Source organism: Citrobacter sp. BDA59-3 (assembly GCF_015167655.1).
Taxonomy (GTDB): domain Bacteria; phylum Pseudomonadota; class Gammaproteobacteria; order Enterobacterales; family Enterobacteriaceae; genus Phytobacter; species Phytobacter diazotrophicus.
In genome coordinates, this window is record NZ_CP063427.1 from 606,247 (window position 1) to 618,740 (window position 12,494).

Annotated in this window: 9 protein-coding genes; 5 read left to right on the top strand and 4 right to left on the bottom strand. The window is 58.0% G+C overall.

Annotated elements, in window-relative coordinates:
- The first annotated feature begins 7 nt into the window (after positions 1–7).
- Complete coding sequence (locus IP582_RS02840) at positions 8–958, top strand: ABC transporter substrate-binding protein (RefSeq protein ID WP_193795020.1); 951 nt, start codon at positions 8–10, stop codon at positions 956–958.
- Positions 955–1,848 (top strand): MurR/RpiR family transcriptional regulator, encoded by an 894-nt coding sequence (locus IP582_RS02845; protein ID WP_193795021.1) that lies wholly within the window; start codon positions 955–957, stop codon positions 1,846–1,848. Before IP582_RS02840 ends, IP582_RS02845 begins: the two co-directional genes overlap by 4 nt.
- 589 nt (positions 1,849–2,437) lie before the next feature.
- Here the strand turns inward: IP582_RS02845 and IP582_RS02850 are convergent.
- From IP582_RS02850 to IP582_RS02865, 4 genes are all read right to left on the bottom strand, one after another.
- A complete protein-coding gene (locus IP582_RS02850) occupies positions 2,438–3,802 on the bottom strand; it encodes an efflux transporter outer membrane subunit (RefSeq protein WP_193795022.1) in 1,365 nt (454 codons plus the stop codon).
- Positions 3,803–3,804: 2 nt separating this feature from the next.
- Complete coding sequence (locus IP582_RS02855) at positions 3,805–6,912, bottom strand: efflux RND transporter permease subunit (protein WP_193795023.1); 3,108 nt, start codon at positions 6,910–6,912, stop codon at positions 3,805–3,807.
- Complete coding sequence (locus IP582_RS02860; protein ID WP_193795024.1) at positions 6,912–8,033, bottom strand: efflux RND transporter periplasmic adaptor subunit; 1,122 nt, start codon at positions 8,031–8,033, stop codon at positions 6,912–6,914. The genes IP582_RS02855 and IP582_RS02860 overlap by 1 nt, the downstream gene beginning before the upstream one ends.
- Positions 8,034–8,188: 155 nt before the next feature.
- Positions 8,189–8,764, bottom strand: a complete 576-nt coding sequence (locus IP582_RS02865) for a TetR/AcrR family transcriptional regulator (RefSeq protein ID WP_193795025.1) — start codon at positions 8,762–8,764, stop codon at positions 8,189–8,191.
- A 99-nt stretch (positions 8,765–8,863) separates the two neighbouring features.
- On the opposite strand from IP582_RS02865, the gene IP582_RS25445 reads away from it, so the two are divergent.
- The 3 genes from IP582_RS25445 to foxA all read left to right on the top strand — a co-directional run bounded on the left by IP582_RS25445 (position 8,864) and on the right by foxA (position 12,458).
- Positions 8,864–8,995 carry a hypothetical protein gene (locus tag IP582_RS25445; protein ID WP_255520038.1) on the top strand — a complete coding sequence of 44 codons (132 nt, stop codon included), beginning with the start codon at positions 8,864–8,866 and terminating at the stop codon, positions 8,993–8,995.
- A 248-nt stretch (positions 8,996–9,243) separates the two neighbouring features.
- Entirely contained in the window at positions 9,244–10,197 is a 954-nt protein-coding gene (locus IP582_RS02870; RefSeq protein ID WP_071193553.1) for an AraC family transcriptional regulator, read from the top strand.
- 164 nt (positions 10,198–10,361) lie between these two features.
- Complete coding sequence (foxA, locus tag IP582_RS02875; RefSeq protein WP_107223760.1) at positions 10,362–12,458, top strand: ferrioxamine B receptor FoxA; 2,097 nt, start codon at positions 10,362–10,364, stop codon at positions 12,456–12,458.
- Positions 12,459–12,494 lie beyond the last annotated feature (36 nt).

Genomic DNA, 12,494 nt, shown 5'->3' on the forward strand with positions numbered 1-12,494 from the left:
GAGCCGTATGCGTTTACTTTTCGCTTTCTTATTACTGGCGGTGACGGCGGTGCATGCCGAACCCGCGACCCGCACCTTTACCGATGATCTGGGACGGACGGTGACCGTGCCGCTGCATCCGCAGCGTATTGTCTCGTTGCACGATCTCGATATCACCATTCCGCTGATTGAGCTGGGCGTGCCGCCGGTCGCCAGCCATGGCCGCACCCGACCCGACGGCAGCCATACGCTGCGCTCCAGTGCGATGTTGACCGGGGTGGATTTTGATAACAGCCAGATCGCGTTTATCGGCACCGCAACCATTGATATTGAAGCCATGGCGGCGGCAAAACCGGATCTGATCATTACCGAGCCAAGTCGCAATACGCCGGTGGAGCAACTGGAAAAAATCGCCCCAACCGTCAGTATCGATCACCTTGACGGTGGCGCGCCGCGTATCTACAGCAAACTGGCGGAGTTGACCGGCAGTCAGGCGCGACTTGCCATTCTTGAACGTCGCTATCAGGCGCAAATCGCGGCGCTAAAAGCGACGGTGGATACCGGTAAAATCCGCGTGTCGGTGATTCAGGCCAACCAGGGGAAAATCAACGCCCTGCATACCTATCATTCGCTGGGACGTGTGCTGCGTGATGCCGGGTTCACCTTCCCGCCGCTGATTGAGCGCATCCCGGAAGGCGGACGTATTGATGTCAGCGCGGAGCGGTTGCCGGAGCTGGATGCCGATTTTGTCTTCGCTACCTGGCGTGGGGATACCGGCGGTAAGCCGCAGGATGAGATGGCGGCGATGGATGCGGTAATGCCGGGCTGGTGTAATTTTCTGTCGGCCTGCCGTACCGGGCATTATGTGTTGATTTCACGGGAAGAGGCCATTTCCAACTCCTATGCGGCGCTGGGGCTGATGGCGGCGCAGGTGCAATCGCAGATTGCCGGGCGTCCGTTACCGGGTGCAACGCCATGATGCGCGCAACGAAAAGCAAAGGGCGGGTGGATGTCTATGGCGAGCGCTACCGGGCGCGGGCGCATACACTGTCGCCGCGCTTATTGTCGGTGGCGCGTTACATCCACGATAACCGGGACGTGGTGCTGGAGCATACGGCCATTGAAATTGCGGCGGCCACGCAAACCTCGGACGCCACGGTGGTGCGCGCGATTCAGGCGCTCGGCTTTGCCGGATTACGCGACCTGAAACAGACGATGGAGCACTGGTTTGGGCCGACGGTGACCTCGGCGGAAAAGATGAGTACCACGGTCGGGGCGCTGTCATGCGATGTTAATTCCGGCATCGATTTTGTGCTCGAAGGGCACCAGTACACCTGCGAGGTGTTATCTGCGCCGGATAACCGTTATGCCATCGCACAGGCTGTCGCCCTGCTGGTGGAGGCGCGTCAGGCGGCCATTTTTGGGATTGGCGCTTCGGGGATTCTGGCCGATTACACCGCCCGCCTGTTCAGCCGTGTCGGGCTGCCCGCGGTGGCGCTCAACCGTACCGGTATTGGGCTGGCAGAGCAGTTGATTAGCCTGCAACGCGGCGATGTGCTGGTGATGATGGCGCAGAAATCGGCCCATCGGGAGGGGCTGACGACCCTGAAAGAGACCAAACGGCTGGGTATCCCGACGATTTTGCTGACCAATGCGCTGGATTCGCGTTTTAGCAAAGAGGCGGACGTGGTGATCCATGTGCCGCGCGGCGGTGAGAAGGGCAAAATCCCGCTGCATGGCACGGTGTTGCTGTGTCTGGAGATGATTGTGTTGTCCGTGGCGTCGGCTACCTCCCAGCGTGCCATTAAAACGGTGAAGCGCATCAATGAGTTTCACCGTGGCCTGAAGCCCAGCGGCAAAAAGGTGTAATTCCGGCGATGGGCAAGGGGGGATTCCCGGATGCGGCAGCGCCTTACCCGGGCTACGGGTTCGGTGCCCGATCGTAGAGGGGAGAGGGATCCCCAGTCATCTTACGTTTTACAGCGATAACGCCGCGTAATAAGAATAAAACCGTGACAGCGATGACAGGGTCCGGCTGAAAATCGATGAGGCGTTGGCGGCTGACCGGGGCCGCCCGCAGGGCAGCGGGCGGAGGGGATAGCCTGCATGGACGCAGGCTGGTCCCCGACCCGAAAGTCAGCCGACATAAGCATCATGGACCGTGCCAGCGGCGATTTTCCTGGCCGGGAGCCCGGGTCGCCAGGGGGGGGGGCGGTGAGCCACCCTGGCACGTTCACGGGTTCTGTTGCGACAGAAAAGCAAGGAACATAAGGTGAACGGAATGACCATCAGAGCCGCATTTTCCCCCCTCACCCTGGCCCCGGCCCTCTCCCCAGAGGAGAGGGGGAAAAGAAATTCGTAGCCCTGGCAAGCGCAGCGTCGCCGGGGGGATCCCCGTATGGCGGCAGTCGAACGGTCCCCTCGCCCCTTTGGGCAGACGGTTAGGGTGAGAGGAAAATCACCCCACGCCACCCCCCAGGGATTGCCACAACGTTACCCGGTTCTCAAGATCTGTCTGCTGCAGCGAAATCAACCCCTCCTGCGCCGACCACAGCGAACGCTGTGCGGTCAGCACCGATAAATAATCCCCGGCCCCCGCCTGATATTGACGCTGAGCGATATCCAGCGTTTTCTGTTCGGCAGCCACATATTCACGCTGGGCGTCGAGCTGTTCATCCAGCGTCTGGCGGCGGGCGAGGGCATCGGCAACATCTTTAAACGCGCTCTGAATCGTTTTCTCGTAGGTGGCGATCAACCCTTTCTTCTCTGCTTCCGCGTAGCGCAACTGCGCCAGGTTGCTGCCCCCGGTAAACAGCGGCAGCGAAATCGACGGGGCAAACGACCAGACCTTCATACCGTTATTAAACAGCGACGACAGGGCTGAACTGCCCACCCCTGCGCTGACGGTTAACGAAATCGACGGGAAGAAATTCGCCCGCGCCGCGCCAATGTTGGCATTGGCGCTTTTCAGGTTGTGCTCCGCTTCCTGAATATCCGGACGGCGCAACAATACCGAAGACGACACCCCCGCAGGCGTTAGCTTGATGCTGTCCTGCGCCAGGCTTTCGAGCGTACCGGGCAGCAGCGTTTGCGCCACGGTCGTTCCCGCCAGCAGATTGAGCGCATTGATATCCTGCGCCACCTGGGTTTTGTAACTGGCGACACTCGCTCGTGCCTGCTGATAAACCGCCATGGCTTCGCTTACATCCGTCGCCGCCGCCGTCCCCACCTGCTGTTGACGCTTCACAATCGTGAGCGAATTTTGCGCGCTCGCCATTGTCTGCTGCGCCAGCGCCAGGTTGCTGTTATCCGCCGCCAGCGTAATCCACGCGGTGGTGATTTCCCCCACCAGCGTCAGGCGGGTGTTTTGCGCGGTATATTCGCTGGCAAGCCAGGTCTCCCGTTGGGCCCGCGCGAGGCTCTGGTTACGGCCAAACAGATCCAGTTCAAAGCTCGACACCGCGCCATTGGCCTCTGCACTGGACGTCACGCCGGTGGCCGCAGTACGGCTGCGGGTGTTGCTCAACTCCGCATTGACGGTGGGGAAGAGCGCGGCCCGGTCTTCGGCATAGAGCGCGCGTGCCGCATCGATATCGGCAATCGCTTTTTGCACATCGCGGTTTTGGGTGAGCGACAGGCTTACCACTTGCTGCAGGCGGCTGTCATTGACCACCTGCTTCCAGTCGGTGGCGACCGCCTTCGCCTCACCGCTGCTACCCGGCAAAGTGGCAGGAACCGGGGCTGCCGGGCGTTGATAGGTCGGGTCGAGCGACACACAGCCCGCGCTCAGGAGAGCCAAAACAAGCACACTAATTCGAAACATAATTACTCCTGGCGTTGACGTTTACCGGCGAACAGACGTTTCACCAGCACAAAGAACAGCGGAACAAAGAAGATGGCGAGCAGCGTGGCGGCCAGCGTACCGCCGATGATGCCGGTCCCGATGGCGACACGGCTGTTGGCTCCGGCCCCGGTCGCCACTGCCAGCGGCAGCACCCCGGCGATAAACGCCAGCGAAGTCATCATAATCGGGCGCAAGCGGGTTTGTGCCGCACGCAGCGCCGCCCTGCTCAGGGAATAGCCTTCCTGCACGGCCGCTTCGGCAAACTCGACAATCAAAATGGCGTTTTTCGACGACAGACCGATGGTGGTCAGCAGCGCGACCTGGAAGTAAACGTCATTGTTCAGACCACGCATCCAGGCCGCCAGCGCCGCCCCAAGCAGGCCGAGCGGAATAACCAGGATGACCGAAATCGGCACGGACCAACTCTCGTAAAGCGCTGCCAGACAGAGGAACACCACCATGATCGAGATGGCATAAAGGCTCATGGCCTGGCCGCTGGCGAGTTTCTCCTGCAATGACAGGCCGCTCCAGGCCCAGGTAGAACCGGCGGGCAGATTATTAGCGAGGGTCTCCATTTTGGTCATTGCCACGCCGGAACTGAACCCGCTGGCATTCTCACCCTGAATTTCATAGGCCGCCGAACCGTTGTAGCGCACCAGACTTTCCGGGCCATATTCCCAGTGGGTGGTGGCAAAGGCGGAGAACGGCGTCATGCTGTCATCGCTGCCGCGTACGTACCATTTTTTCAGGTCAGACGGCGCGGCGCGAAACGCGCTATCCCCCTGGATATAGACCTTCTTCACGCGTCCACGATCGATAAAGTCATTCACATAGGTCCCGCCCCAGGCGCTGGAGAGCGTATTGCTGACATCGCTGAGCGACAGACCCAGCGCGACGGCTTTATTGCTGTCGATATCCACCTGCAACTGCGGCATTTGTGGCAGGTCGTTGGCGCGAACGGCTTGCAGCTCCTGGCTTTTGCTGGCCTCGCCAATCAACTGGTTACGCATTTTCAGCAGTTCGTCGCGATCGGTACTGCCACTTGCCAGCAGCTCAAAGGTAAAGCCGTTACTCTGCCCCAGACCGTCCACTGACGGCGGGATCATGGCGAAAATGCTGGCATCGCGGAGAGTGCTTAACTGCTGGGTGGCCCGCAGGGCGATTGCCTGGGCGGTATTTTCCGCCCCCTTACGCTCTGACCAGTTTTTCAGCGAGACGAAGGCCATCCCGGCGTTCTGGCCGTTACCGCTAAAGCTAAAGCCGGTGACCGTGAAGATGGCGTTGGTATTGGCTTTCTCTTTGGTGAGGAACCAGTCGGTCACTTTGCTGGCGACCGCATTGGTGCGCGGGGCAGTGGCCCCGGCGGGCAGGGTGAACTGCACCATGACAGAGCCCTGGTCTTCGGTCGGCAGGAAGCTGCCGGGCAGGCGCCACATGACAAACGCCATCGCCGCACAGAGCACGCCATAGGTAGCGATCACGATCACAGAGCGGCGCAAGACGCGCAGGACACGGTGCTCGTATTTATTTTCAGTGCGGGCATAGAAGCGATTGAACGCGCCGAAGAAGCCTTTCTTATGGGGCTTACTGTGCTGCATCACCGTGCCGCACAACGCCGGGGTCAGGGTGAGCGCAACAATCACCGACAGGGTCATAGCCGAGATGATGGTGACCGAGAACTGACGGTAAATCACCCCGGTAGAGCCACCAAAGAAGGCCATTGGCAGGAATACGGCGGAGAGTACCAGCGCAATCGCCACCAGCGCACCGGAGATTTCACCCATTGATTTTTCAGTGGCTTCGCGGGCGGGCAGCCCTTCGTCGCGCATAATACGCTCGACGTTTTCCACCACCACGATGGCGTCATCCACCAGCAAGCCAATCGCCAGCACCATCGCAAACAGCGTCAGGGTATTAATCGAGTAGCCAAAGAGCGCCAGTACCCCAAAGGTTCCCAATAGCACAACGGGCACTGCCATCGCCGGAATCAGGGTGGCGCGGACGTTTTGCAGGAACAGATACATCACGCAGACCACCAGTACGATGGCTTCGATCAGCGTCTGCACCACATCTTCAATGGAGATTTTGATAAAGTCGGTGCTGTCTTTCGGGTAGGCGACGTCATAGCCCTGCGGCATGCTATGACGGAACTCCGCAATTTTATCTTTCACCAGGGTGGCGGTATCTAGGGCGTTCGCGCCAGGAGCCAGCATCACCGCCAGACCTGCCGCCGGGTGGCCGTTTAGTTTCGCTGTCGCCGAATAGTCTTCGCTGCCCATCTCCACGCGGGCAACGTCGCCGACGCGGACCACCGCACCGTTGGTTTCACTTTTGATGATGATATTGCGGAACTGCTCCACGGTTTGCAGGCGAGACTGCGCACGCACGGTGGCCGTCAGTTGCTGACTGTTTGAGGCCGGCAGCGCACCGATCTTCCCGGCGGAGACCTGCACGTTTTGCGCTTCAATGGCGGTCTGCACATCAGACGGCATCAGCGCATAAGAGGCCAGTTTGTCCGGGTCCATCCAGATACGCATGGCATATTCCGCACCGAACACCTGCAGGCTCCCCACGCCGTTAACGCGCGCGAGCGGGTCCTGCACATTACTCACCAGCCAGTCGGCGATATCGGAGCTGGAAGCACGGTCGGTTTTGTCATACATCGCCATGATAAGCAGGAAGCTGCTCTGGGATTTCACCACCGTCACGCCAGATTGGGTGACTTCGGTTGGCAGGCGGGACTCGGCCTGTTGCACCTTGTTCTGTACCTGCACCTGAGCGGTGTCCGGGTCGGTACCCTGTTCGAACGTGACGGTGATGGTCACCTGGCCATCGGAACTGCTGGTGGAGGTGAAATAGAGCAGGTTATCGAGCCCGGTAAGCTGTTGTTCGATAACCTGAGTCACGCTGTTTTCCAGGGTTTGCGCCGATGCGCCGGTGTAGGTGGCGGTGATTTTTATCGAGGGGGGCGCCACGTCCGGGTATTGCGCGATGGGCAGCGTGCGGATAGCCAGCACCCCGGCCATCATCATCAGTATGGCGATCACCCAGGCAAAGACCGGGCGACGCATGAAGAAGCTGGAGAACATCAGGCTTTGCCTCCGTTGTTTTGCACTTCAACGGCTTTCGCCTCTGCACCGGCGGTGACTTTATCGGTACCTTCAACAATCAGCTTGTCGCCGCTTTGCAGCCCTTTCAGGACCAGCCATTTATCGCCGTAGGTGTCAGCCGTTTCGACGCTGCGTTGCTCGACCTTGTTTTGAGCGTTGACCACCAGCGCCGTGGCATTGCCTTTGTTGTCGCGGGTGATGCCCTGTTGTGGGGCGAGAATAGCGTTTTCCATCACGCCTTCATTGACTCTGGCGCGGACAAACATGCCGGGCAGCAGTTGCTGATGCGGGTTAGGGAAGATAGCGCGCAGGGTGACAGAACCGGTGGCTTCATCCACCGCCACTTCAGTCAGCGCCAGTTTGCCGGTTTCGCTGTAGGTGCTGCCATCTTCCAGAATCAGCGATACATTCAGCGTGCTGTCGTTACTGGCGAGCGCCTGCTTACGTAAACGCAGCAGGTCGGCACTGGAGCGGGTGAGATCGACATACATGGTGTCCAGCCCGCGCACGGTGGCCAGCGCCGTGGTTTGTTCGGCAGTGACCAGCGCACCGGGAGTGACAGACGAGATGCCAATCCGCCCGCTAATCGGCGACGTGATGGTGGTCCAGTTCAGGTTGATACGCGCGCTTTCCAGCGCCGCCTGTTTGGCGCTGACGCTGGCGCGGTCCTGCGCACAGGTAGATTTCGCGTCGTCGGCATCCTGCTGTGATACGCCGTTGTCTTTTACCAGCAGCGCATAGCGACGCGCTTTCTGGCAGTCGGATTCCACCAGCGATTGCGCCTGTTTGAGTGAGGCATCGGCTTCATTGAAGGCGGCACGATAGCTGGACGGGTCAATCTGATACAGCGGCTGGCCGGCTTTCACGGTGTCACCTTCGGTGAAGAGGCGCTTCTGAATGATGCCGCCAACTTGCGGGCGGACTTCCGCGCTTAGCGAGGCCGAGGTGCGCCCGGTCAGGGTGCTGAATACGGCAAGCGGTTGGCTCTGGAGCGTGACGACCCCGACTTCCGGGGCCGCGTTGTGTTGTGCAGGTGGTGTGGCATTGTCGCAGCCAGTTAATGCGAATAATGCCACGACGGTGGTTTTTATTAACTTCATTATATTTTCCCGGCGTGTAAAAGGCCTGCCCATTGATAATCAAAGGGCGGTTGGTTGACCATATTTTGGCGATGGCAATACGCCACTTCCGCTATTAGCGGAAATGATGACGGGCGATGTCGTTATACATCGCCTGAAATTCGTTTAATCCCGGATTATTTTTCAGTAAATAACATATGCATTATGTCATGATATATTTTCTGTAATTGCGCCGGGTCGCATTTTTGCGGCGTCAGGTTTCTAAAAATGGTGCCTTCAATCAGCGTCGCCATAATCTCCACGCAGCAGCGGACACGGCTATCTTCAAGATGCGGGTGTGCCTTTTTCAGGTGGGCGCAGGCAGTTTCATACATGCGCGCATCGGCCTGCGCCATCATTGCTGCAACGCGTGGATTGCGGGTTGCCTCGGCCGCCACTTCCAGCATCAGCGCATCATCATCGTGGCTGAGCGTTTGCCGCCAGGCCAGCACCTGCGGGATATGCTGAGTCTGGGCGTTGCTTTCCATTTCCGCGATACGGTAGTCGATGATGCGGCGGATCATCTCTTCGATAATGGCGTCTTTACTGGCGAAATAGCGATAAATCTGCCCGACGCTCAACTGAGCCTCCAGCGCGATTTGCGACATGCTGGCCGCGTGAAAACCGCTGGCACGAAAGCAGCGCCGCGCCGCGAAAATGATTTCGTCCTGGCGCATCTGATGGCGTTCTTGCTGCGAGACTTTTTGTGTCATGCCGGGCTCCGGGTAGTGGTGTTGAGAATGATCGTTCTCATTTGCCGTAAGAATATATGAATTTTGCGCCAGGCGTTAAGCATTTTCTGAGGAGATAATATGGATTTACAAAAGTCCATATTGTGGAGAAATAATGAAGAAGATAATGGGGAAATTAAGGAGAAAGGTGTCGATAAGCCATTGGGAATATTAATGGGGGTAATGTCCATAATATTTTTTTTGCGGCTTTGATTATTATGGAATTAATTAACGCAGTATAATGTTATCGCCATAATATTCCTTTTCCCCGGCGGCGCTGCGCTTCCCGGGGCTACGCCGCATCCAGGATTGACCTAAAGGTGAGAACAATTCTCAATATTATTGCCGCCTGGCGGGGGCAATGGTAATCTGTAGGCGTTTTTCAGGGCGTCGACCCGGAAACTTTCGCGCATCCCCGGTGGAATGTTGAACATTGGACAGGATCACAATGGCTGCCCGCTATGCAAAAAAGACACTTTTCCGTTGAAGATTTTATCGGGTTTGGCGAACGCTACGGCATTGATTATCGCTTCCCGTCACTCTCTGCCTGCCGCGACGTCAGTAAAGAAAAACACATTGTGATTCAGGGCGATGTCGAAGAAATGTCGTTCTCATCCGGTCTCAACCTCACCAGTTCAGATATTCGCGTCCTGCAACCCTATGAAACCACCTCCTTGCATAGCTGCCCGCTCTATATGCTGGTGGTGCTGGAAGGTAGCGTGATGCTGCGCGTCAACGGTCAGGAATTTGTGGTGCGCTCCGGTATGGCCTTTACCTCGCGCCTTGGCGAGCAGCAGGTGATGAACGCCGTACACCTTGCCGACTACCACTTACGCACGCTTTCACTGGGCGTAGACCCGGCGCGCTGCTGGCAATCGCCGCTGCTCTCTGCGTTGCTTCAGCAGTGGGAAAACGGCGGTGCGCCAACCTTCTTATGGCAGGTGCCGGGCTTTTTGCTCTCTGGCCTGCAATACATCCAGCAGTCCAGCCAACCGGGGCTGTCGCGCCAGTTAATGCTCGAAGGCGTCATGCTACAACTGTTAGGTCACGGCCTGTCACAGCGCCTGCAAAATCACACCTCCCGCCATGCCCCCAGCGGCGAACAACATCGGCTCGAAACCGTGCGTCGCTTGCTGGAGCAGCAGCCGGAGAAAGAGTACACCCTCACGGAACTGGCCCAACTGGCAGCCATGAGCAGCAGCAGCCTGCGGACCAAGTTTCGCCAGGCCTATGGTCACTCGGTGTTTGATTATCTTCGCGACTGCCGTCTGGAGCTGGCCCGCCGCTACCTGGCACAGGGGTACAGCGTACAGCAGGCAGCGTGGATGTCGGGCTATCAGCATGCCACCAATTTTTCTACCGCCTTTCGCCGTCGCTATGGCATTACCCCCGGAGAGGCGCGCCACGCCTGTTAATCCCCGTTATTCATCCGGTCATCCACGGGCCTGTAGACCAAAGTTCCACAGTGGTGATGCGTTTTGTCACCGCGCATACGTCTCTTGTCATTGCGCATAGCTGCCGCCGTCGGCAAAAGGGTAATAATTCTTATTTACAATAAAAACGGCTTCTGGAGATTTTCATGTTCGCAAAAACGCGACTGGCGCTGATGATTGGCTGCATGACGGGTGGATTGAGCGCGACGGTCCTGGCACAGGACACCTCGTCGACAAAAGAAGAGACGGTGGTGGTGACCTCACAAATGCAAAGTGGCGCAACCAAGCTGGAAACGCCGGATATCGAAACCCCGCAATCGGTCTCTATTGTGACGCGCCAGCAGTATGAAGAGCAGGGGGCCACCAGCGTGCGCCAGGCGGTGGGCTACACGCCGGGTGTCTATGCCAACCAGATTGGTGCCTCCAACCGCTTTGATTACATCGTCTTGCGCGGCTTTTCCGACGGGAGTCTGGATAATATCTATCTCGACGGCCTGAAAATGATGGGTGACACCAACTCGCACAGTTCGTTGGTGGTGGACCCGTGGTTCCTCGACAGTATCGAAGTGGTGCGCGGCCCGGCTTCCGTACTCTATGGTCGCTCTTCGCCTGGTGGGATTGTGGCGTTGAATTCCCGTAAACCGTCGTTTGATCCAGGGGGCGAAATCAAAGTGTTCGCCGGGAATAACAACCAGCGCGGCGCGGCCTTTGATGTGACCGGCCCGGTGGATGATAACGACCGCGTTGCCGTACGTTTAACCGGCATGACCCGCTATGCGGATTCCCAGTTCGATCCCTTAAAAGAAGAGCGCTATGCCCTGATGCCGAGCCTCACCTGGCGCATCACCGATAGCACACGCCTGGATCTGATGGCCTATCTGCATCGCGATCCGGAAGGCGGTAGTCACTCGGGCTTACCGTATGAAGGCACCGTTGTCCCTCACGCCGGGCAGAAAATTTCCAATACCTTCTATGAAGGGGAAGACGATTACGACAAATACGACCGCCGCGAAAACATGGTCGGCTACAACTTCGAACACGCCTTTGATAGCGGCTGGTCAGTACGCCAGAAATTGCGCTATCTGCACACTAAAGTGAACCTGAATCAGGTGTATGCGGCAGGCTGGCTCAACGATACCGAACTGAACCGTGGCTATTCCGGTTCTGATGAGAAGATGAATGCCATCACGCTGGACAACCAACTTGATGGCAGCGTGGAGACCGGCCCGGTTAACCATCGCCTGTTGATGGGGGTGGATTACCAGCGCCGCAGCAATAATGTGGCCGGTTACTACGGCGCTTTCCCGGCGATCGACGCGTTTAACCCGGTGTATGGCGCAGATCCGGATTACATCACGCAGTACAGCAGCGAGAAGCATAAGTTGGAGCAGACCGGCATCTACGTCCAGGATCAGATGTCACTCAATAAGTGGCGACTGACGCTGGGCGGCCGCCACGATCAGGTGAAAGTCACAAACGTTAATAAGCTCAATGACACCAGCGATACCCTGGATCAGGGCCATTACAGCAGCCGTGCGGCATTGCTGTATCTGTTCGATAACGGGATTGCGCCTTACGTTAGCTACTCAACCGCGTTCACGCCGACCAGCTTTACCGATGAAAACGGCAAGATCCTGGAGCCGATGAAGGGGAAACAGTGGGAAGCCGGGTTGAAATTCGAGCCGGAAGGGACGCAGACGATGTACAGCGCCTCGGTGTTCCGCATTAACCAGAAGAATATCGCCACCAAAGAAGAGCCGACCGATCCGTACCGTTCTATCGGCGAGATAGAATCCGAAGGGGTGGAACTGGAAGCGGTGGGGCAGTTAACGGATAGCCTGCGTCTACAGGCGGCCTATACCTACACCGATATTCGCTACAAGAAGAGCAGCCCGGAAGAGCAGGGCAAGCGCGCCGTCTACGCACCGCGTAATCAGGCCAGCGCCTGGCTGAGCTACGATGTGAAGAGCGGGCCGCTGGACGGGCTGACCGTCGGTTCCGGCGTGCGCTATGTGAATGGCATTACCTCGGATCGCCAGAACACGCATACGCTGCCGTCCTATACACTGGTGGATCTGGCGGTCGGCTATGACCTGTCGAAGGTGGGTTTGAAAGGGCTGAGCGCGCAGGTTAACGTCAATAACCTGACGGACAAAAGCTATATCGCCGCCTGTAACTCGCTCTCTTACTGCTACTTTGGTGCCGAGCGCAGCATTGTGGGCAGCCTGTCGTATAAGTTCTGAGTGCCTTGAGAACTCACGGGTGGCGGCGCGCACGCG